19 protein-coding genes and 1 tRNA gene are annotated in these 22,594 nt (G+C 45.2%); 11 read left to right on the top strand and 9 right to left on the bottom strand.

All coding sequences use genetic code 11. The features are described from left to right. Window positions 1–90 precede the first annotated feature (90 nt). The 5 genes from GOL65_RS09150 to GOL65_RS09130 all read right to left on the bottom strand — a co-directional run bounded on the left by GOL65_RS09150 (window position 91) and on the right by GOL65_RS09130 (window position 6,542). Window positions 91–1,005 (bottom strand): LysR family transcriptional regulator, encoded by a 915-nt coding sequence (locus GOL65_RS09150; protein ID WP_140920933.1) that lies wholly within the window; start codon window positions 1,003–1,005, stop codon window positions 91–93. A gap of 514 nt (window positions 1,006–1,519) precedes the next feature. Then, window positions 1,520–2,731 carry an acetyl-CoA C-acetyltransferase gene (locus GOL65_RS09145; RefSeq protein WP_140920932.1) on the bottom strand — a complete coding sequence of 404 codons (1,212 nt, stop codon included), beginning with the start codon at window positions 2,729–2,731 and terminating at the stop codon, window positions 1,520–1,522. A 19-nt stretch (window positions 2,732–2,750) separates the two neighbouring features. After that, the gene (gene fabG / locus GOL65_RS09140) at window positions 2,751–3,482 is read right to left on the bottom strand and encodes a 3-oxoacyl-ACP reductase FabG (protein WP_210405327.1); all 732 of its coding nucleotides are present in this window, start codon (window positions 3,480–3,482) and stop codon (window positions 2,751–2,753) included. Window positions 3,483–3,563: 81 nt separating this feature from the next. Beyond that, window positions 3,564–5,120 carry an acyl CoA:acetate/3-ketoacid CoA transferase gene (locus GOL65_RS09135; protein ID WP_130590524.1) on the bottom strand — a complete coding sequence of 519 codons (1,557 nt, stop codon included), beginning with the start codon at window positions 5,118–5,120 and terminating at the stop codon, window positions 3,564–3,566. Window positions 5,121–5,150: 30 nt separating this feature from the next. Then, a complete protein-coding gene (locus GOL65_RS09130) occupies window positions 5,151–6,542 on the bottom strand; it encodes a GntP family permease (protein ID WP_179038281.1) in 1,392 nt (463 codons plus the stop codon). A gap of 1,104 nt (window positions 6,543–7,646) precedes the next feature. On the opposite strand from GOL65_RS09130, the gene GOL65_RS09125 reads away from it, so the two are divergent. The 3 genes from GOL65_RS09125 to GOL65_RS09115 all read left to right on the top strand — a co-directional run bounded on the left by GOL65_RS09125 (window position 7,647) and on the right by GOL65_RS09115 (window position 9,420). Further along, the gene (locus GOL65_RS09125) at window positions 7,647–8,381 is read left to right on the top strand and encodes a class I SAM-dependent methyltransferase (protein ID WP_140920930.1); all 735 of its coding nucleotides are present in this window, start codon (window positions 7,647–7,649) and stop codon (window positions 8,379–8,381) included. A 161-nt stretch (window positions 8,382–8,542) separates the two neighbouring features. Then, window positions 8,543–8,616: transfer RNA gene (locus GOL65_RS09120), tRNA-Gly, on the top strand. A gap of 531 nt (window positions 8,617–9,147) precedes the next feature. Then, window positions 9,148–9,420, top strand: a complete 273-nt coding sequence (locus tag GOL65_RS09115; RefSeq protein WP_140920929.1) for a hypothetical protein — start codon at window positions 9,148–9,150, stop codon at window positions 9,418–9,420. Between the two features lie 226 nt (window positions 9,421–9,646). On the opposite strand, the gene blc is transcribed toward GOL65_RS09115, so the two are convergent. Next, a complete protein-coding gene (gene blc / locus GOL65_RS09110; protein ID WP_140920928.1) occupies window positions 9,647–10,174 on the bottom strand; it encodes an outer membrane lipoprotein Blc in 528 nt (175 codons plus the stop codon). A gap of 281 nt (window positions 10,175–10,455) precedes the next feature. On the opposite strand from blc, the gene GOL65_RS09105 reads away from it, so the two are divergent. Further along, window positions 10,456–10,884, top strand: a complete 429-nt coding sequence (locus tag GOL65_RS09105) for a hypothetical protein (RefSeq protein ID WP_140920927.1) — start codon at window positions 10,456–10,458, stop codon at window positions 10,882–10,884. A 180-nt stretch (window positions 10,885–11,064) separates the two neighbouring features. Further along, window positions 11,065–11,670: a YdcF family protein gene (locus GOL65_RS09100; RefSeq protein WP_140920926.1), complete on the top strand. Its 606-nt coding sequence runs from the start codon at window positions 11,065–11,067 to the stop codon at window positions 11,668–11,670. 34 nt (window positions 11,671–11,704) lie between these two features. Here the strand turns inward: GOL65_RS09100 and GOL65_RS09095 are convergent, their stop codons facing one another. Together GOL65_RS09095 and dcuC are read right to left on the bottom strand one after the other, a co-directional pair. Continuing rightward, window positions 11,705–12,064, bottom strand: coding sequence for an MmcQ/YjbR family DNA-binding protein (locus tag GOL65_RS09095; RefSeq protein ID WP_140920925.1), 360 nt, complete (start codon window positions 12,062–12,064; stop codon window positions 11,705–11,707). Between the two features lie 123 nt (window positions 12,065–12,187). Then, window positions 12,188–13,558 (bottom strand): C4-dicarboxylate transporter DcuC, encoded by a 1,371-nt coding sequence (gene dcuC, locus GOL65_RS09090; protein ID WP_140920924.1) that lies wholly within the window; start codon window positions 13,556–13,558, stop codon window positions 12,188–12,190. 311 nt (window positions 13,559–13,869) lie between these two features. Here dcuC and GOL65_RS09085 point away from each other — a divergent pair, with 311 nt between their 5' ends. Next, window positions 13,870–14,757: a MurR/RpiR family transcriptional regulator gene (locus GOL65_RS09085; protein ID WP_179038280.1), complete on the top strand. Its 888-nt coding sequence runs from the start codon at window positions 13,870–13,872 to the stop codon at window positions 14,755–14,757. Between the two features lie 49 nt (window positions 14,758–14,806). On the opposite strand, the gene GOL65_RS09080 is transcribed toward GOL65_RS09085, so the two are convergent. After that, entirely contained in the window at window positions 14,807–16,174 is a 1,368-nt protein-coding gene (locus GOL65_RS09080; RefSeq protein ID WP_140920922.1) for a class-II fumarase/aspartase family protein, read from the bottom strand. A gap of 297 nt (window positions 16,175–16,471) precedes the next feature. Between GOL65_RS09080 and GOL65_RS09075 the strand changes: the two genes are divergently transcribed. The 5 genes from GOL65_RS09075 to hutW all read left to right on the top strand — a co-directional run bounded on the left by GOL65_RS09075 (window position 16,472) and on the right by hutW (window position 22,584). Further along, window positions 16,472–16,915, top strand: coding sequence for a hypothetical protein (locus tag GOL65_RS09075; protein ID WP_218652021.1), 444 nt, complete (start codon window positions 16,472–16,474; stop codon window positions 16,913–16,915). A gap of 134 nt (window positions 16,916–17,049) precedes the next feature. Next, window positions 17,050–17,913, top strand: a complete 864-nt coding sequence (locus GOL65_RS09070) for a hypothetical protein (protein ID WP_179038279.1) — start codon at window positions 17,050–17,052, stop codon at window positions 17,911–17,913. Between the two features lie 262 nt (window positions 17,914–18,175). Further along, window positions 18,176–20,332, top strand: coding sequence for a TonB-dependent receptor plug domain-containing protein (locus GOL65_RS09065; protein ID WP_140920920.1), 2,157 nt, complete (start codon window positions 18,176–18,178; stop codon window positions 20,330–20,332). After that, window positions 20,332–21,177 carry a heme/hemin ABC transporter substrate-binding protein gene (locus tag GOL65_RS09060; protein WP_140920919.1) on the top strand — a complete coding sequence of 282 codons (846 nt, stop codon included), beginning with the start codon at window positions 20,332–20,334 and terminating at the stop codon, window positions 21,175–21,177. The genes GOL65_RS09065 and GOL65_RS09060 overlap by 1 nt, the downstream gene beginning before the upstream one ends. An 84-nt stretch (window positions 21,178–21,261) precedes the next feature. Next, complete coding sequence (hutW, locus tag GOL65_RS09055) at window positions 21,262–22,584, top strand: heme anaerobic degradation radical SAM methyltransferase ChuW/HutW (protein WP_140920918.1); 1,323 nt, start codon at window positions 21,262–21,264, stop codon at window positions 22,582–22,584. Window positions 22,585–22,594 lie beyond the last annotated feature (10 nt).

Genomic DNA, 22,594 nt, shown 5'->3' with positions numbered 1-22,594 from the left:
CCAAAATGGTTATTTATTAAGATGGTCTTATTTGTCAGCACTAAATGATAAAACACAGCCTCTTTTATTCAGAGGCTGTGCTTATTGTTATTATTTTTTCTTTTCCATCAGACGTTTTTCAAGGTTATTAATTAGATAATCCTTAAAGAGTGATAGCCTGGCGGGGTAGTGTTCCCGTCGTTTGTAGTACAGGTTGATATCAAAAGTGCTGGCCATATAATTTTCCAGAATACTGACCAGATGCCCCTGACGAAGATCCTCTTCCACTAAGGATTTAGGTAGATAAGCAATACCTGCATGGTTAAGGGCCAATCGTTTGAGAATCTCTGAGTTATCGCACTCAAAGAAGTTAGGGATGTTGTAGATACTGACTTTACCATTAAGGAAGAATTGCCATTTATTACCACCCACCAGACTCTTGGAATACAGGCAACGATGGTCGGCTAAATCATCCGGGCTTTGTGGCGCAGCGTGTTGGCTTAAATAGAGTGATGAGGCGACAGTGACCAGAGGTTCACTGACTAAACGTTTACGCACGTCCGAAGAGTCATGATCGATTTTGCCCTTATAGCTGGCCTGGGCTCGAATAGAGAAATCGACTTCATCCACCAGATTAACCGGAAATGGATTGATAAACAGCTTCACCTTAATTTTAGGATACTCAATTAAGAAGCTGGAGATAATGTCTACTAAATGCTCGGTGGCAAACAGCGGGGTGGACGCAATGCGAATCAGGCCAATATAGTCATTCCCGGTACTCATGACCTCTTCAATCATCTCTCGGGCGTCTCGCGCCAGTGGTTCAAACTTTTCATAAAGATGCATACCGGTTTGAGAAGGGGATACCCGACGAGTGGAGCGTTTTAACAGACTTACTCCCATCTCTTTTTCCAGCTCAGCAACCCAGCGGCTGGCTGCCGAAACTGAAATATTAAACTCTTCTGCCGCTTTACTTAATGAACCTGATTTAACCACGGCACAGAAGAAGATAATTTTATCCAGCATGACGATACTCCTACTTTATAGTTTTTCATTGTTGTTATATTCGCCACGTTGTTTGAAGCAAAACAGCAGGTTTGGAACAATCTACGCTGGCTGGTAGTAAAAATGGTTTATTGGTTAACGGGATATCAATACCAAAAGTATATTTTACGATCCCTTATCGCGCAGGTCGCTCTGAGCGCTCACAAAATGGGAGGATAGGTATGAGTATTAATTACAGGAAAAAGGAAATAAGATTTTTGAACTGTAATACGGGAAAAGATTTGATTGATGGTTAAGATCAAAAATCTAACCGTTGGGAGAGACGGGTGTTGGGGTCGACTTGGCGTAAGCCAACGAAGTGCCCCTAACCCGGCTAGGCCCAACCCGCACTGAAGCTAAGTATATGGCCCTTCCGACCGAGCACTCAGATGATATAGCAGCATAGTATTTACGGTCGGGATATCCATTGAGCTTTAAATAGACCGACAGAAACCTCACCCCCCAAAAACCTGAGATGAGGTTTCAACCAACAAAATCAGAGATTCTTAATCACAATAGCTACACCCATACCGCCACCAATACACAATGAAGCCAGACCATACTGATTATGGCGACGCTTCATTTCGTGAATCAGTGAAACGGTAATACGGCCGCCACTGGCACCCAGCGGGTGACCAAGAGCAATAGCGCCACCGTTCACGTTAGTATGAGGTAAGATCGATTCTACGCTACAGCCATGTTCTTGTGATAACTCGCGTAAAACCCCCAGTGACTGAGCAGCAAAGGCTTCATTCAGCTCAATCAGCTCCATATCCTGCAGGCGCATACCGGCATTTTTTAGCGCTTTGCTAATTGCCGGTACCGGGCCAAGACCCATTACCTTAGGATCAACACCAGCTTGTGCATAGGAGACAATCTCAGCAATGGGTTTCAGACCATACTTTTCTACGGCCTTTTCACTGGCAACAATCAGCGCACAAGCACTGTCATTCAGGCCGGAAGCATTGGCTGCGGTAACAGTACCACCCTCTTTTTTAAAGGCAATACGCAGCTTTTCCATGTCGGCGAGGGTAGTAAAAGGCTTAATATACTCATCAGTATCAAAAGTAACCGGCCCTTTACGTCCGGGAACCATCACCGGAACAATTTCATCGCGAAATTTACCTTGTTCCTGAGCTGCACCGGCTTTTTGCTGGCTGGCCAGAGCAAAGTTATCTTGCTCCTGACGGCTGATATGATGCTTTTCAGCGATATTTTCAGCGGTAACGCCCATATGGATCTGATTCATAGCGTCCATCAGGCCATCAATCAGCATGGAGTCTTCCAGCGTCATATTGCCCATCTTCACGCCGTTACGTATTTTTCCCGGCATCAGGAATGGGGCAGAAGACATATTCTCCATACCAGCAGCCATCACCAGATCGGCATCGCCCGCTTTGATATGGGAGGCTGCATCCATAATGGTTTTCATACCGCTGCCGCACAGCATATTTAGCGTGTAGGCAGGAACGGAATCCGGTACGCCAGCTTTTAATGCTGCCTGACGGCCCGGGCCTTGCCCCTGACCGGCACTCAACACATTACCGACAATCACTTCGTCCAGCCATTCAGGTTTGACACCTGATTTTTCCAGCGTCTTTTGCATTACTTGCGCAGCGATATCACTAGCCGGTAATGAGGATAAGGTTCCGCAGAAGCTGCCGATTGCCGCACGTTGGGCGGCAATGATGTAAACTTTATTTGTCATATATCACCTTCCAATGCGCTTACAGCGTTAATCCACCGTCAATTTTCAGAACCTGACCGGTAATAAATTTGGCTTTTTCAGACGCCAGGAACAGTACCCCTTCAGCAATATCTTCTGCGGTAGCCATACGGCCAAGAGGAGTCTTGTTGTTGATGCCTTCCAGCACTTTTTCTGGCAGGTCTTTGGTCATTGGGGTTTCGGTAAAACCAGGTGCTACGCAGTTGGCACGAATTTGTGCCCCTTTACGGGCGAATTCTTTAGCCCAGCCTTTAGTCATAGCGATAACGCCGCCTTTAGTGGCTGCATAGTTGCTTTGACCAATGTTGCCATCGGTACCCACGATAGAAGACATAGTAATGATTGAGCCTTTGCCGTTTTCGGTCATCAGCGCCACAATGGCCTGAGTCATATTGAAAACGCCCTTCAGGTTTACGTTAAGTACTGCATCCCAGTCATCTTCAGTCATTTTACCGATCATGGCGTCGCGAGTAATACCGGCGTTATTCACCAGAACATCAATTTGGCCGAACTCGGCTTTTACAGCATCAACAAAGGCAGTGATGGCGGGGCGATCGCACACATTCAGTTTGGCAGGGCGTACATTTGGGTATTGGTTTTCCAGTGATTTCAGTTCTTGCTCATTCATATCAACGGCAAAAATCATTTTAGCTCCGGCTTGTGAAAACTTCTTCACGATTTCCAGGCCAATTCCCCGACCTGCACCAGTGACGACACAAATTTTGTTTAACATAACTTTTCTCCAGTTGAGCATAGACGTAAATAATTGGGTTGATTGCCGCGCCGGATGATGAGTGGCGCGGTAATACGGGTGTTATTTCAGCGTTAAACCAATAGGGCGATCGTGGAAAATGGCTTCATCCATGGTTTTCAGATTCGGGCTAATAAGTGGAACGAATTCCATCTTGCCGAGAATGTCTTTTTCCAGATCGATACCCGGTGCGATTTCCGTTAGTTCCAGCCCTTGTGGGGTTAAGCGGAATACCGCACGCTCGGTGATATACAGCACCGGTTTGTGGTTTTCGTTGGCAGTTTTTGCCGAGAAGGTAATTTGCTGAACTTTGTCGATGAATTTACTGATATCACCATCTTTATTGATGGTCAGCTTGCCGTCACCAACCTGAATATCAAATTTTCCGGCGGTGAAGGTGCCACAAAAGAACACCTCTTTGGCGTTTTGGGTAATATTGATAAACCCGCCACAACCGGGGATTTTAGTACCAAAACGCGATACGTTAAGGTCGCCAGTTTTGTCGCATTCCGCCAGGCCAAGGAATGCCTGATCGATACCGCCACCGTCATAGAAGTCAAATTGTTGATCCTGAGTGATGATAGCTTCCGGGTTAGCCGAAGCTCCAAAGCTCAAACCACCAGCCGGAGTACCACCAATGGCTCCTGGTTCAACGGTCAGGTTCATGGCTCCGGTCTGTCCTTCTTCGTCGGCTACAGCAGAAATGTATTCCGGTAAGCCAATACCCAGGTTCATGATAGCTCCGCGCTTCAGTTCCTGAGCGGCACGACGGGCAACGACTTTTTTGGCATCCAGTTTTATCGGTTTAACGTCTTTTTCTACTTTTGGCGTCAGGCGGCAATAAGCATCATTCTGCTGCTCGGCGAAGGTTTGCATGTGTTCCGCCGGGTTATCAACTACCACTACCATATCCACCAGAATACCGGGAATGCGTACCTGTTGTGGTTCGAGAGTACCTGCTTTGACCTTACGTTTTACCTGCACAACGACTTTGCCGCCGTTGTTTTTTACCATTTGAGCCGCCGCCAGGTTTTCAACAAACAGGCACTCGTCTTCCATCGTGATATTGCCGTTTTCATCAGCAGTGGTACCGCGTAACAGAGCGACGTTGGCATCTAAACGTTTGTAGAACAGATACTCTTTATTATGAATGGTGATAACTTCAACCCAATCTTCTTTAGTGGATTGGTTGATCTTTCCACCCTCAATGCGCGGGTCAACAAATGTTCCCAGCCCTACATGACTAAGGGTGCCGGGTTTACCGGCCGCAGTATCGCGCATCAGATGAGCGATAATGCCCTGCGGCAGGTTATAACCGGTGATTTTTTCTTCATTAGCCAGCTTTTGTAGCTTAGGAATTAAGCCCCAGTGGCCACCGATGACGAAAGAGACCAGACCTTCTTCCGACAAATTGTTTACCGCTCTTTCTGCGGAATCACCCTGACCTGCGGCGAAGTAGAGGGACAAATTACGTGGATGCCCCTCCTGCTTAAAGCGAGAACCAACGGCTTTTTCCAGCGCTTCAGGTACTACCGCGCCGATAAAACCACCAAGTACCAGCCTGTCCCCATCCTGAATGGATTGGGCAAACTCATCCAGAGATACAAATTGAGCAGCCATTTTTATACTTCCTTAGCTATCAGCTAAAAATCAAACCAATCCGGTCATGTAGTAAACGCCGATGATCACGAACACTGCCAGGGTCTTAATGCAGGTCACGGCAAAAATATCTTTATAGGAATCTTTATGAGTCAGGCCGGTAACAGCTAACAGTGTGATAACTGCGCCGTTGTGAGGTAGGGTATCCATACCGCCACTGGCCATTGCAACTACGCGGTGCAGAACTTCCGGGCTGATTCCTGCGGCCTGAGTTGCGGCTAATAGCTGATCGCCCATGGCGGCCAGTGCGATACTCATACCGCCTGAGGCTGAACCGGTAACACCCGCCAGTGAGGTTACGGTTACTGCCGCATTGACTAATGGGTCAGGAATACTGGTTAACGCATCACGAATAACCATAAAGCCAGGCAGTGCGGCGATAACGGCACCAAAACCATATTCTGACGCGGTATTGACCGATGCCAGCATGGCGCCACCAATGGCGACTTTAGTTCCTTCAGCGAAGTTCTTGCGTACCATATTAAAGGCGGTACAAAGAACGAAAATAATGCCTAACAGCAGCGCTGCTTCTACCGCCCAAATACCGACGATAGAAGGCACCTTGGTGACTAATGGGTCTTTTAGCCCCGGCAGCGATACGATGTGTTCAGCGCCATACCATTTTGGTATCAGCTTGGTGAAGGCCATATTGGCTACACCAATCAGAATCAGTGGAGAGATAGCCAGCCACGGAGAAGGCAAATCGCTGGTATCTACCGGCGCAGGCTCATTGACCAGATTGGTACCGTAGCCTTCACCTTTACGAATCGCACTGCGTAAACGCCAGTTCAGATAGGCCATGCCCGCAAAGAATACAAACACTGCACCAATACAGCCCAGAATTGGTGCCGCTAAAGTGGTGGTACCAAAAAAGGTGGTAGGAATGATGTTTTGAATTTGTGGCGTGCCTGGTAGGGCATCCATGGTAAATGAGAACGCCCCGAGGGCAATGGCACCGGGGATTAGCCGTTTAGGTAGATTCCCCTGTCGGAACATTTCAGCGGCAAATGGATAAACAGCAAATACCACCACAAACAGTGAAACCCCGCCGTAAGTCAGCAGAGCACAAACGATCACGATAACCATAATCGCGCGTTCACGTCCGATCCAACTGATGACAGCGGCAACAATTGATTTAGAGAATCCGGAGAGTTCAATCACCTTACCGAAAACAGCACCCAGCAGGAATACCGGGAAGTAGAGTTTGATAAAGCCGACCATCTTATCCATAAACAGTCCGGAGAAGACTGGGGCAACGGCGGCAGGTTGGGTGAGAAGAACGGCCCCGAGAGCAGCGATGGGTGCCATCAGAATAACGCTATATCCGCGATAGGCTGCGAACATTAGAAAACACAGGGCACCGAGAACAATGATGAAATCCATCGTTAAGTTACTCCTAAGGTTTAGTGCGGTTAGAAGATGTTTCTATTTTTTAGTTTTTTATTTATACGCTCAGGATCCTATTTTCCTGATGTTTGAATTGAGTTTTTCCAACTAATAATTAGCGAGAAATATTTTATTTATGGGTTTTTTAATGACTATTGAAACGGAAGATTTAAATAGTCTGTGGCTGCGGATAATAGTCATCAAAGTGGATGGCGTAAATATAAAAGAATCTTTGGTATACCATTTCTGCTAATTGTTAAATTTAACAATTTTATAATATTTTAATTAAAATTAATGGGTTATGTTAATTCATCTTTATGCTGAATCGTTTTTATTTGCATTTTTAGAAAATCATATTTGCATAAATGAAATTAGGATTTAACGGATTTATATCCCTAATTTTATAATGGTAACGTGGTGGATTGATTTATTAAAAGAATTGGTATTACCAATTAACAATAAGGATTATTTTATTATTTGATAGGGTTCACATTATTAGGTTGTTTTAAATGATGAATGAAAGTTTAAATGTTTTTTAAATGAATTTAAGGTGGTTAATTTGGTTTTTTTATTTTTATTGTTGGGATATATAGAAACTATATAAAAGAGAATTGGGTTTGGGAATGGTTTCGTCCGCAAATAGGGCGGCGATTTACTTGATTGCTGTGTGATGCATGATTAAGTTTTGAGTAGATTTCGTCCGCAAGTAGAACCGTGTTTTGCTCAATTGCTGTGCGGCGGCCGAGCAAGAGGCCCTTGGGCGAGGGCCTCCTGCACCTCCGCGCCTTCGCACACGAATCCAGGTCGCTTCGCGACTTCCTTCCTCTTTCGTTCGGCCTTAACGCACCGGCACTGATTCGCTCCCGGCGAAGCAGTGCCTCGACCAACATCCCTGTTGGTCGTGCTGGCCTCTCTCAGTCGTCAGCTGAATTCCAGTGCTCTGGAAGGTCAAAGGCAAAAGGCAAAAGGCAAAAGGCAAAAGGCAAAAGATAAAAGACTAAGGGCGGAGGGCCAAGAGGTGGTGCCAAAATTCACTTTCTGGTGGCTGCGGCGTAAACTTGGTCCGCATTATTGCTTAGCTATGCCAATGTGGAGAATCTTATGGCACAGAATATTTATGACGTTCAGACTTTCTTTGATGGCTATGCCCAGTTGAGCCGTTCTGTGGATGGGTTGGATGGTGCGCCGGAATGGTCGGCCATTGTTAGTATGTTGCCGGATATGCAAGGGTTTCGCGTGGCGGATCTTGGCTGTGGATATGGTTGGTTTTGCCGTAATGCTCGTGAGCGAGGGGCGAGTCAGGTATCAGGAATCGACCTGTCAGAGAAGATGTTGAATAAAGCCAGAGAGATGACCGACGATCCGGCGATTAGCTATCAGCGTGGCGATTTGGAAACTCTGAAGTTGGCAGAGAACAGTTATGATTTAGTGTATAGCTCACTGGCTCTGCACTATATTGAAAACCTGCCCGCTTTATTCAATACCATCTACCAATCGTTAGTTCCGGGTGGCTATCTGGTGTTTTCTGCTGAGCATCCGATTTATACCGCACCTAAACATCCCGGTTGGCTGGTTGATACTGACGGGCAAAAATCATGGCCGGTGAATAGCTATCAGGCAGAAGGGCCGCGGGTAACTAACTGGATTGCAGAAGGGATAGTGAAACAGCACCGTATGCTGGGTAGCTATTTGAATATGCTGATTAAGCAGGGGTTTGTGATTACTCACTTAAATGAATGGGGCCCGACAGCACAACAGATAGCCGATATTCCGGCACTGGATGAAGAAAAAGAACGGCCAATGATCTTTTTATTGTCGGCGCAAAAACCATTGTAGTAGCCATAACGTATGGTGACGTTCAAATAGCGTAAAACAGTCGTTTTTTCTGACATTGAGTGATTTTGATAGTGGGTGCCAACAGACTAGTTTTGTTGGTAAATATCTCTTTTATCCGTGGTGATTTGCGGTTTATAATCGTCCGGCGGTTATTCCTCCCGGCGGGTGTAGTTCAATGGTAGAACGAGAGCTTCCCAAGCTCTATACGAGAGTTCGATTCTCTTCACCCGCTCCAATCAATGTTATTCTACGATTACTCAACAGTTACTCAATCCCCATAAATCCTGAAGCATGGATTTTAAATCTGGCAAGATAAAATTTTTTATTGATTGATACCTTGTAAAATTCATTAATCAACTATTATGTATATATAAAGCCTAAGAAATTAAACAGAATCAACCCGACAAGGTGATAAGCGGCAGTGCGGTAAGAAGATTGTTCAACCCCAGAGGGAGGTGGTCCAATTATCTTCGATGGCCATAATTGGCAAGTTAGCACGCAACTTAGAGATACGTGGCAAAGCTGGCTACCTGTATCATCAATAAGCTCACAGCGCCCTGCAATTGCGGGGCTTTTTTATAGTTAAAAATAGGATTCTGGTCTATTTTATCTGATAGTTATCAGATGAGAGATTGCTATAACTATTTGATAAATAATGAATTAAATTTAAAAATAATTTACCTGAAAATTAGGGGTAAGTATCCTCTTTTTGTATACTGTATATCCAGACAGTGATCTGGTGATTACAACAAAAAGGAATAAAAAAATGAAAGTATCTAATGTTAGTTTAATTGTTAACCTTCCATCTGATTTTCGTCCAGTAGACGCAATGATGGACCCTGAATCATACTGGACAGTGCCGGTAGATGCTTCGTGGTCTGTTACTGGTGAGAATAAACCTATTTATAATAGTGCGTCGCTAAAGATTAATGTTTTTGCGTCGCGTGACACTAGCTTGAATAATGTTCAGGAGAAAGCTTTGGAGTTGGCTAAAGCTATCTTTGATCCAGCAGCTATCAATTTTACTCATATTAAGTAATATTTTTATTGAGTTATCTAAACCTCGCATCTGCGGGGTTTTTTTGTGTCTAAAATTCAAGCGCACTCGTTCGCGTATTTACACAGAACCTTGCAGAAATTGAAATGACACGCAAGAAAAAGAAAATCAAATTTATTCTTTAATATCAATATATAGTATATATATGAGAGTTCGATTCTCTTCACCCGCTCCAGTTAATGTGATTTAATTCTTACGATCTAACGGACTATTGCTGGCTAACCCAGAGCATTTCATCTACTGGAAAATTTAGTTTGCGGGCAATATTAAGATAGTTTTGTTTAACGCTATCCGGGATTTGTGGTGTGCGGGATAATATCCACAGATAATCGCGATTAGGTCCACTCACCAGCGCATATTGATAGTTGTCATCAAGGGCAATTACGTTATAACCGCCATAGAATGGGCCAAAAAATGAGACCTTTAATGCGGCGGTGGTTACGGAACCTGTGAAATAAGCTTTGCCTTCACTTTCTTTCCATTGCTCTTTTAGCGGGTCGTATCCACGGTTCAAGACGGATATTCCACCATCATTACGCTCTCCATAGGTAGCGGTAACCTGTTCCAGCCCTCGTTCAAAGCGGTTTTCCAAACGAGAGATTTCATACCATTTACTCAAATAGCGTTTGGCATCAAATCCGGTGATAGGGTTTACGCCTTTTGGTGGAGTAGGAGAGTTGCAAGCCACCAATGCCAGCGACAAGCCAACAATTGTGAGAACGGGGCATAACTTCATACAAACACCTTCCTCATTCTTTTAAGTGAGTTATAAGTGTAGTACAAGCTGTTAGCACGCTCGTTTATCATTGGTAGATAAAATAGGTTACATACATATGGTAACAATCAATCATAGATATTTGCTTAATATATCTCCTCTATTTAAATGAGTTGTTCATAATAAATTCCCACAGAATATTCCCCTGAAGGACTGAAATTAATCATCCCTGTCTCGTAAAGTTAAAGTGTTAATAATTTATTTCAACCATTCTTGTTTAACTGATGTTTTATGGTAATGATATGAAACTAATGAAAATTGTATTATCCAGTCTGGCTTTGAGTGTGTTGATCAGTTGCACTTCTCCAACTGACCGTATGGCTCAATGTACTGCTCAGGGGATAGGTAAAGACGCATGCTATTTAGCAGAACAGAATCGCCAGTCTGCAATTAATGCTGCGGCGGAAAAACAGGCGCTTGAGAATGTCAGGGAAGCTAATCAGATAACACCAACGGCTTATAAGGCCCATACCTATAGTTTAGAGGGTATTAATCTTGAGGTTCGCTCGGATGGTAGTGCCTACATTGATGGTAAGCCTGCAGCATTAGATGAGCAGGAAGCCACAGCGAAAGTTTATTCTCAAGGCCTTAACCAATTTATAGTTTATAGCTCAGGGAAAGTTGCCATGATGAAAGACCGAAAATTTGTTGGCTATATGGTCAAAAAATAAGTCCTGTTATTGCTGAAAATGAGCCATTAATTGTTTCTCTGAATTTTTTGATTATATTGGTTAGCTATCATAGCATTGGAAATACAGCTTTCCATTATTACAGGGAAGACATTATGTCTTCCCTGACGCCATCTGGCAGTGACTAATTATTTAAAGCAGACTTTTTAATGGACGAAAAAGATGGTGAATATAAAAACTAAAAAACGCCGACTTTCAAAATATCTCACCTTTTCACTGTTTATTGCCGCTTTTCTCTATATCCTGATAAACGCGATTACTATCTGGAACTACAGCGATAAAGACGAGAGAACCACAGCCGATGTGGCTATTGTGCTTGGTGCTGGCTTGTCAGATGGAAAAGTAACGCCGGTATTTCAGCAGCGTATTAACCACGGTATATTCCTGTATCAAAATGGATATGTGAAGAAGCTGATTTTTACCGGTGGTTTTGGCGAAGGAAATGAACATTCTGATGCCTGGGTGGCTAAGCAATATGCTGAGCAACAGGGAGTCCCGGCGCAGGATATTTTATACGAAGAAACCTCGACCATAACTCAGGGAAATATACGCTACGCCAAGGCCATTATGGATGACGGGCAGTATCAAAGCGCCATCATTGTCAGCGATCCGCTGCATATGAAACGGGCGATGCTTATCGCCGAAGATGCAGGTATTAAAGCCTGGAGTTCGCCAACACCCACTACCATGTATATAAGCTTTAAAAATAAGATGGCATTTTTAGCCAGAGAGACTTTTTTCTATTCGTTGTACAAAATACACCGGTAGTGGCGGATTTAACCTGTCACTACCGGATAGAGTTTTACGGCTGTATACCCAACATCTTTTGCGTTTTCTTTGGTAACTTCTGCACCACCAACAGATAGGAATGGTCAATGCTTTCTTCAATCATTTCCAGGGTTAAGGCTCCATCCAGAAATAGGGTGTTCCACAGCTTTTTATTTAAGTAATAGCCGGGAATGATATCGGGGAAGGCCTGACGCAAAATATCAGCACGATCCGGATCGCTTTTTAAAGAGATAATCGGACGACCATTAAGCTCACCTAATAAAGCAAACATCTTATCGCAGACACAAACCCGATCGGCTTCCCATTCGGCTTTATAGTCATGTACCGCACCAAGCTTTGTCAGACAGTAAGGGATTAAGTCTTTGCTATTCATTATATTTTTCCCATTTAAGCGGATAAAGTCTGCTCCATCTTACCTAATCCAACATAATAAGAAATATTAAATGCAAAAGCCCCGCATTGTAGTGCGAGGCTCTATTCAGGTTATTTTATCTATTTAGAACAACAGATAGTTAGTCACCAGCATCGTTACTATGCCGCCCAGCGCCGGAATCAACGTTCGTCTCACAATCATAAACGGCGAACACTCACCGGCTTTACTGACGGCAATAATGATACCTGCAACCGGGGAAATAGAACGTCCCATCCCGGCCATTAACTGCATTGGCAGAATCATATATACCGCATCAGCGCCAAACTTGGTGGCGATTGAAGGAGCCAGACCCGAGAAGGAGAAGAAGGCGGCAACGCCGGAACCGGTCAGCACTGCAGTAATACCTACCAATAGTGTCATCACGATAGTCATGCTGGTGAAACCAAAGCCTGCGTTTTGCACGGATTCAAGCAGATAATCGATAGCACCAATTTGCTGCATCCCTTGGGCATAGATATCAGCACAAACCAGTAAGGATACGATACTGGTAAACATACCGCCCATACCCTTGAAGAACACCTGTACCCCTTTACAGCAGGCGCGGAAATCACGTTTAACAATCAGTTCGCAGACAAAAGCCAGCATAGTACCGACGATCATCGCGGTAACCACATCAATTTTGATGGTATCAATTACCAATGGGCTGAATATCAGTACCAGCGCTACCGGGAAAATAGGCAGCAGGGCATAAAAGGTTGGTGCTGCATCCTCTTCCTGAGCATCAGTTTTGCTGACGTCCTGAATAACCACGGTGTGACCATCTTTTTTATCGTAGTATTTCGCCGTGAAGAAAATCAGGATGGATACCACCAGCATAACCGCAATAGCCACCGGCATTTGGTAGTGGGCAAAATAGACCGCAGTTTCCATACCCGCATGTTTTGCTGCCAGGTTGGCCGTTCCCACTGCCGGGCCAAGGTCCATAAAGGCACACAGGCCAATCATAGCGGCGGCGGCGGCTTTACTCACCCCTAAACGTACTAAAACCGGGAAGAAGGTAACCAATAGCAACATGGCTAAGCCTGCGGCGCTTGAAATCGCGACGTGCAGCATTTGAGCACAAATATAGCCCAGAGCCAGAATCAGATAGGGCGCTTTGATGACCTGCAAAGGGCGGATACAAATATTGACCATGGCGTTTGACGCTTTGATATGGTCCATATAGCTGGCGAAACCGCCTGCCGCCATAATGATCAAACCAATGCCGGCTACCTGAGTAGAAAGCGAGCCTTTAGCAAAGGCAAAAATATCCAGCCAGGTAGAGCCCGTGGTGGTCGCTTTGCCATATAAAATGCTTTTTTCCGGGTGAAGAATCACCGTGAGCGTCAGTAAAGCCAGACCTGCCAGCAACAGCACGGTTTGAGGTTGATAATTTTTAATAATTAACCATGCGGCAATGATAGTAATCACTATTGCGATTATAAATGCAGTCATGTGGTGTATCCTTTTATTTGTTTTTCCAGGTAGAAAAACCTACTGTTTAATAACATCGCGCTTAAGGAAATCTGGTGGCAACAAATGGTGTTGCATGCCGGCTTGTTATGCGGTCATAGTAGAAGTAAGGCGCTACTGACTATATGAGAAAATGCTTTTCTCACAATAAATTGTGCGCAGGATCGCATAACGCCAAAGCAGTGATAGCAACACCTGACAGCCATATTTATGGCTTTGATCAGCGTGACGGTTTTTTCGGGTAACATCATTATTATTGATGAGTCTGTTGTAATGCTCCGGGGCAAAAAAGAATGAAGAATAACAACGCGTTGACATTAGAAGACTATATTTCTCAAACAGCACAATTACATTCACTGACAGAGTCAGAGGAGCGACTGGATAGTTATATTCAGGCTCATTTTAATGAACTACCATTTCATGGCATTGTTGATTTGGCTCGCAACGCGATGGTAAGTAAAGCAACCGTTGGACGCTTTTTAAATAAGCTTGGGTACACAGGTTATTCAGCCTTTCGTCGTGCGCTGGAAAATACTCTGTCGCAGCAAAAGTTGATTCCACCATTTGAACTGGCATTAAGAGCTCAGGAGAAAGTTGCTGCTACCACGGCGGATATCGTCTCTGAGTTTAATAAAAACGTAACCATGCTATTTGAGAGCTTCAAGAATAATATCGACATCGAAAGTCTGGATGAGTTTATCGATCTTATCCTGAATACCGACCGACACATCTATGTTATTGGGCCTTCTTCTTCCCACGCTATGGCGAAACATTTTTCGACTCTGGTTAAATATTTTCGCGATCGGGTAACGCTGCTTTCTGTTGATACCGGGGATTTACCCAAAGCTTTATTGAATATATCGAGTCAGGATGTATCGATTGTTTTCTCTTATTATCGCTTTAATCGGGTCGTGATTAGAGTAACCGAATGGTTCCGCAAAAAAGATGCGGTAGTGGTGCTGATCACTAACTCAGAATCTAATCCCTACGGTAAATTTTGTAACCTGCAGTTTGTATTACCCAGTGATACGCAGTCGGTATTTAAAAGTCGAATTATTGGCTTCTTCTTTGTCGAGTTAGTACTGCATCTGGCGTATGAAAAAGGCGAGGGAGAAGGTAATTTCGAGCAGTTAGAAGAGCTGTTTGTCTTCTTTGAAACTTTTTCGCCACTGCCAAAATAAGTGATTTGCCCGCCTAAAAGATAATGCGCTTGAGGCGGGCTTTCTGTTATCAGCGGTTAGCGTTTCTCACCGAATCAAAAAATGCCACAGTTTCATCAATCAGAGCATCGTTGCACCCCAGATAAGAGGACGGATCGCAAGCCGCCAAAATTTCGGCTTCGGTTAACGTTTCACGAATGGGGTCACAGTTGAGTGCCAGTTGCTGTAGGTTTTGTGAACCATCAGCATCTTTCAACAGCTTCTTCATCATGTTGTAGCCCCGATCGCGGCCAATTTTTTCCGCCAGTTTCATTGACACTGATTCTGACATAATGAAGTTTTTAGAGGCATTGAAGTTGTCTCTCATTCTTTGCTTATCAACTACTAAATGGCTTATCAGACGACAGGCACGCTCCAGACTGGTAGAGAGGGTTAATGCGGATTCAGGTATCAGACTCCAGTTTAGTACGCGCATTGATGCTGCGCGTACATCCTGTTGATCCAGCAGATTGGTTGCGCCAGAGGCGTAAGTCCAGCCCATACGGGATAGCGTTTGTATCATGTTGCTGGCACGAGGGTTGGTTTTATGCGGCATAGTACTGGAACCGCCGCCCCCTTCGCCTTCTCTGACTTCTGCAATGGAGGCTCGCCCCATGGTTTCAACATCGTTGGCTATCCGGCATAGCGTACCGTGCACCAGCGCGAAAAACTGTACCACCTGAACCACATTATCCTGACTGGCATTCATCATGCCAACGGGAGTGGATAGACCCAATGCCGTCATCAGGTTTTTACGCGTTTCCATACCCTGATGACCAACGGATGCCAGATTTCCTACCGCACCACCAAACAAACCGGTAATGGCGGTGGGATACAGAAAGTCCAGGCGCTGAATATGGCGACTTAATTCACTTAAGTAGCTACTAACCTGTAATCCCCAGGTAGTCGCCGAGGCATCCATAGAATTAGTTCTGGCAACCATCACTGTAGTTTTGTGTTCCAGCGTCATACTCTTCAGCGCATCGCCAAGTTCGATAAGCTGGCCGCGTACTAATTGCAGCGTTTGCTTCATGCGTATGGCCAGCGCAGAATCCAGCAGATCCTGGGTGGTACACCCCCGATGCAGATACTTTTTCACTAATGGTGTACCCGCATCGGTGATTTGGTCTACCAGCGGTTTGATTGCCATGCCAACGGAACGGGTCTCTGTAGCCAGTCGGGGCCAGTCAACATTAAGGGAACGACAGGTAGCCGCGATCTCTTCAGCAGCCTGATCAGGAATAATATCCAGTTCAGCCTGTACACGGGCCACGCTAGTTTCAAACTCCAGCCAGCAACGAATAAGGTTTTCATCAGACCAAATCTGTTTCATTTCTGGTTGAGTAAACAAAGATGAATACAGTTCTGAATCAAATACTGAACTATGGCTGCCTCGCATTATTGACTCCTGTGTAGCTTTGGATGAACGATAATCCGAACATCATTGACGTTTTTTTCCACATTAATGGTTGAAAGTCTGGTCCAATTAATCGGTCATAAAAATGAGAATTTGAGTTTCCCTTGTTTCGTTGGTCGATTATTGGTGAAAGTGTGATGGATATAACACAAGGGATTTAATCGTTATCAGGCTGTCCGAATAGTGAGTGATTTCACTCTTCATGATTTGAAATCCATGAAACCAGAAGAATAAGGTAAGATAAGTTTTGCTCCGATCTGTTCAATAAGGCAAACCACGATGATTAAAAGAATGGGCTATTTGTTGATGCTGTTATTTGTCTGTCTTAGTGGTGTGGCGCAGGCTGCCAGTTGCGGTTCGATTAATGACAGGGACCAACGTAACTATTGTTATGCTAAACAGGGCAAAGGCAGCTGTGGCTCAATTAATGATTCCAATCTGAAATCTCGTTGTTTTGCAGAAAAAGGACAGGGTAGCTGTGGATCGATTAGCGATCGGGACCAACGCAACTATTGCTTTGCAAAGCAGGGTAAAGGTAGCTGTGGTTCGATTAATAATTCTGATCTGAAGTCCCGGTGTTTTGCCGAAAAGGGGCAGGGCAGTTGTGGGTCGATTGGTGATAAAGACCAACGTAACTATTGTTATGCTAAGCAGGGCAAAGGGAGTTGTGGCTCAATTAATAATGCTGACCTGAAAGCGCGGTGCTATGCGGAAAAGAAGTAAGATCATTACATTAACATGTTTTAATTAAGCTATATCTTGTAGTCGTCAGGGATTTGACTCGAAGGATTGTTGGTATGAAATTCAGCTATTCAACCCGCTTTAAAAGCTCCATCAAAGTGTTATTTCTGTTATGTGTGGCACTGCTTACACCGATTCAATTTTTCTTTATCTCAGCCTTATTTATGCTTGATAAGCTTCGTCCGCCTTTGTTGTGGCTGCTGTTAATTTTAGGCTGTGTTGTTTTGCTGTCTGTTCCCATACTTGCTCTTTGGCACGGTTACCGAAAATTAGCCGGTGAAAGGTTTAGCCTTATTGTTACCAATCAGGGAATTGAGTTTAATTTTTTTGAAATTGGTAGGCCGTTTTGTGCATCGTGGAATGAGATCGAGTCTATCGAAAGAAAAGATAAATCGATCCGTATTATTCCTCACGCATTGTCCGGCAAGAAAAAGAAACCACTAAACCTGTTTGATCAGTTTAATTACGCGTTAGATCAAATCTATGAAACGCTTTTGCAGGCAAAGCAGGGGCAATTAAGAGAAGAACCGGTTGAATCGTTCAGGAAAATAGTCAATCAGGCCTACCAAAAAAGAACCCTGTTCTATCACTATTCGGTGATTGCCATTACCTTTCTGCTATTGGCCAGCCTGATGATTACAGAACTGGTTTTAAAGTCGGGTGGATATTCCTGGATCTTTACTGGTTTGATTGTTGTGCTGATGCTCTCTTTTATCATATCAGCCAGATTTGATAGCAAAACATTTTCTGAGCTTACCCTCAATGATTCACATCTTATTATTGAGTGTGTGGCTTTCAGAAGTATGCGCAGAAAACGTTTTGCCAATATCACCATCCCGATTGCAGATATTGATATTTTTAATACAGATAACAGGATGCTGGTGATTAAAACTAAAAGTGAAAATTACAGCTTTACCCCAGTCGAATTTAGTAAAACGGATCGGCTTTATTTGCAGGATAATCTATTCAATAAATTATAGTTTGCAACGCTTTGATTAATTTATTGAATTTACGATAAGTTAACTATGTTGGAGGTCTAAAACATCCCGTCCATATTTAAATTCTGGCTAATATGACCTGGTCAGAAAGTTTGATCGATACCTCAATTCCTTGATAAAACCCACTAATTTTGTTGATGCAAGTCAATCATGCATTTGATTGATATCTTTTGGTATGGATCTGATTACGAATGCTAATGTAAACTATAACGATAATAACAATCATTCTTATTAAAGTTTAAGCATGGCATTACGTACAGGGAACGGTTACTTTTTACTTTCCTCTTTATCTCTTTTGGTTATTCAAAGCGCAACGGCTGCAACGCCTTCAACTTCTGGTTCATCTGTTGCTGAAGAAAAAAATGAAATGGTAGTAACCGCCACGCGTTCAGAAACCTCTCTGTGGAACAGCCCGGCAACTATTCAGGTGATCAACAGCGAACAGTTGGAAAAATCCACACGTTCATCTCTGGCTGATGAACTACAGGATATTCCGGGTGTTGAAGTCACCGACAATGCACTGGCGGGGCGCAAGCAAATTCGTATTCGTGGTGAAGCTTCTTCACGAGTATTGATTCTGATTGATGGACAGGAAGTGACTTATCAACGGGCAGGGCAGAACTTTGGTCCGGGTATTCTGATTGATGACTCCTCTCTGGAACGTATCGAAGTGGTGAAAGGCCCCTATTCGGTGCTCTACGGCTCGCAAGCTATTGGCGGCGTAGTGAACTTTATCACCCGTAAAGGGGGCGATAGCCCGATTGGTGGTACGGTGAAAGCGGTTTATGACTCGGCTACCAAGGGCTGGCGTGAATCGGCTAACCTTCAGGGCAGCTTGGGTAACTTTGACTATCGTGTTAACGGCAGCTACGCCGATCACGGCGATCGCGACACACCGGACGGGCGTTTACCGGATACCGGATTTGAAAATAACAGTCAGGGGGTGTGGTTAGGCTATACGCTGGATAAACATAAATTTGGCCTGTCTTTGGATCGCTACAAGTTATCCACTCAAACCTATCTGGATGATGACTCCTACGAGGAATTCAGTGTCGCCATTCCTAAGCTGGAACGCGAAAAAGTCGGGTTGTTTTATGACTTCGCGGTAGACGGCGAATATCTGAAGAGTATTCATCTTGATGGCTATACGCAGAAACTTGAACGTGACTTTAAGAATAAAGTGAAAGTGGTGACCCCCAGCGGTAGCCCAATGATTGGCAATCTAAGCGTTGCCAACCAGACCCGCACTGAAGATGAGCAAAAAACTTACGGTATGACGCTACAATCAAACTTCTCACTTTCTGAGAATAATAGTCTGGTGCTGGGAGCGCAGTTCCAGCAGGATAAAGTCACGCAGGAATCAGTTGGTAAAACTGAATCCAGCAGCTCCAGAGGTTTCCCGGCGGCGGTGAACTATACCAAAAACACCCAGGCTAACAGTAAGTCTGAACAAACTAACTGGTCGATATTTGGTCAGGATGAGTGGAAGCTGAGTGATAACTGGACATGGACGCTGGGAGCCCGTCAATACTGGCTGGAGTCGGAACTGAAAAGCGGCAATGAAAGCGCTTCTCATTCTATTTCAGGCAACAGCTTTACCACGCTGGATAGCCGCTCTGTCAGCGATAGTGCCTTTGTTACCTCAACCAGCCTGCGTTATTCCGGTTTTGAAAATACTGAATTAAGAATGGCATTTGCTCAGGGCTATGTATTCCCAACGGTTGCCCAGCTATTTATGGATACTTCCGCCGGTGGTGGTATGACCTACGGTAATCAAAATCTGGATGCCGAGCACTCCAATAACTTCGAAATTGGCGCCCGTTATAACGGCAATATGTGGTACGTGGATGGTGCAGTCTATTACTCAGAAGCCAAAGACTATATCGCTTCTATCGCCTGTTCCGGCCAAAGCATTTGTAAGGGCAACAGCAGCTCGGCTCGTGCGGATTACTATTACTATGACAACGTCGATCGTGCCAAAATCTACGGTATGGAATTATCTGCCGAGTATAACGGCTGGTCGGTTGCTCCGTATGCCAGCGGTAATATCCTGCGCCGTCAGTTTATTGGGCAGGATATGAAAACCTGGGATACCGGTGAACCCAGCGTAACCGGACGTTTCGGCGTTAAGTACCAATTGCCACTGAGCGCACTGGATCTGACTTCCGATCTGTATATTCGTGCGGCATCAAAAGCCACCGACAATACCGGCACCACTACCCAGAAATATCCGGGATGGGCAACGCTCAATCTGGCATTTAACAGTGAGTTTGGCCCGGAGAATCAATATCAGGTAAACCTTGAACTGAATAACCTCACCGATAAACGCTATCAAACCGCTCATGAATCTATTCCGGCTGCGGGAATTAATGCCGCGGTTGGTCTGACGTGGACATTCTGATGATGATAACCAAGCGATTGATTACCACTATTTTTGCGCTGTTTCTTTTCGGTCAGGTCGCCGCAGAAGAGAAGCTGGTGATTGCCGGGGGCTCACTGTCGGAACTGGTGTACGCCATTGGTGCTGGCGATCGGGTGGTTGGTGTTGACCAGACCACGTTTTATCCGCCAGAGACAAAGCAATTGCCACAAATAGGATACTGGAAACAGCTGAACGTAGAGGGAATTCTCTCTCTGCGCCCAACCACCTTTATATCCTGGGAAGATGCCGGGCCAAAACTGGTGATGGAGCAGTTGTCAAAGCATAACGTGAAGGTTCTGACCCTGCCGCGTACCCCAGCCACTATTGAACGTATGTACGAAAATATTCGTACTTTATCTAAAGAGCTAAAGCACTCAGAACAGGGCGAAGCGCTGATTAACGGTATTCAAACCCGTTTAGATAGCGTTGCTAAAAGTAACGCGCAACAGAAACAGCCGGTTCGGGTGATGTTCCTACTCTCCGTGGGCGGTAATTCACCTCAGGTTGCCGGAGCTGGCAGTGTTGCTGAAGCGGTACTGAAACTGGCAGGAGGCAATAATGTTGCTACTCATGAGCAGTACAAGTCTTACAGCGGTGAAGCCATTATTGCTGCAAATCCTGACGCTATTGTGGTCACGTCTCAGAGCATGGCATCTGAAGCCCAAAGAAAGCAGCTCGGTAATATCGCGGGAATTAGCCGCACGGCAGCCTGGAAAAACCAGCGCATTATCGAGGTGGATCAGTCGTTGATTCTGGGGATGGGGCCACGGGTTGTTGAAGCGGTAGAGCAACTGCATCAACAGCTTTATCCCAATAGCCCTTAGCTTTTACTTACGCTGGCAATGGGTTAGTCAGTATTAACTAACTCATTGCCAGTACAACTTAAAATAACCGTGAAAGACGCTACAATGAAATTGCCACAGCCGGATTTTACTCCTCATTTTGCCCTACCAGGTTCTCAACCTTTTCGCGATCGCCGCGCCATGATGCCCTGGCGCAGCGCAATGCCAATTCCCAAGGAACAGCAGGCCACGGCCTGGAATGCGCTGGTAAATACCATCACCCCTCCACGCAAGAGATTGGTCTATCTTCATATCCCTTTTTGCGCTACCCACTGTAGTTTTTGTGGCTTTTATCAAAACCGATACGATGAAGATCACTGCACCAAATATACCGATGCGCTGCTGCGTGAAATTGAGATGGAAGCAGACAGTCCTTGGCATCAATCGGCACCGATACATGCGGTCTATTTTGGCGGCGGAACACCATCAGCGCTGGCGGCCAAAGATTTAGCGCGCATTATCACCACGCTGCGTCAGCGCTTGCCGCTGGCACCTGACTGCGAAATTACCATTGAAGGACGGGTGCTCAATTTTGATGATGAGCGGATTGATGCCTGTCTGGATGCGGGAGCAAACCGTTTCTCTATCGGTATTCAAACCTTTAACAGTGAAATTCGTAAGCGCATGGCGCGTACCTCTGATGGCCCGGAAGCCCGGCGTTTTATGGAAGGCTTATGCCGACGGGATCGTGCTGCCGTGGTATGTGATTTACTGTTTGGTTTACCGGGGCAGGACACGAAAAGTTGGGCAGAAGATTTAGCCACGGTGCGCGATATCGGTTTGGATGGTGTCGATCTGTATGCGTTAAATCTGCTGCCAAATACCACCTTAGGCAAAGCGGTGGAAAACAAGCGCATCACCGTACCAACACCGGCGGAACGACGTGATTTCTACCTTCAGGGATGGGATTTTATGAACCAGAATGGCTGGCACAGTATCAGTAACAGTAACAGCCACTGGGGGCGCACCACGCGGGAACGGAATCTGTATAACCTGCTGATCAAGCGCGGGGCAGACTGTCTGGCCTTTGGTTCCGGCGGTGGTGGCTCAGTAAATGGGCACTCCTGGATGGTGGAACGCAATCTTGATAGCTATTTTCAGGGCATTGAAAACGGCACCAAGCCACTGATGATGATGACCCAAAGCACCGATACCCAATATCAATGGCGGCACGATCTTCAAGCCGGTATTGAAGTGGGGCGTGTTCCGCTGGACACACTAACTCCTCACTCTGAGGTTTTATTACCGCTGCTGGAACAGTGGCATCAGTCCGGCCTGTCGTTTGACACCTCCACCTGCTTACGGCTGACCAATGAAGGTCGTTTCTGGGCAAGCAATTTACTGCAATCCCTGCAGGAACTGATTTTAGAACTTAACGCGAAGCAATAATTGACTGGCA

It is taken from the genome of Limnobaculum xujianqingii (assembly GCF_013394855.1).
GTDB classification, from domain to species: Bacteria; Pseudomonadota; Gammaproteobacteria; order Enterobacterales; family Enterobacteriaceae; genus Limnobaculum; species Limnobaculum xujianqingii.
This window is presented reverse-complemented; position numbering and strand designations above follow the sequence as displayed.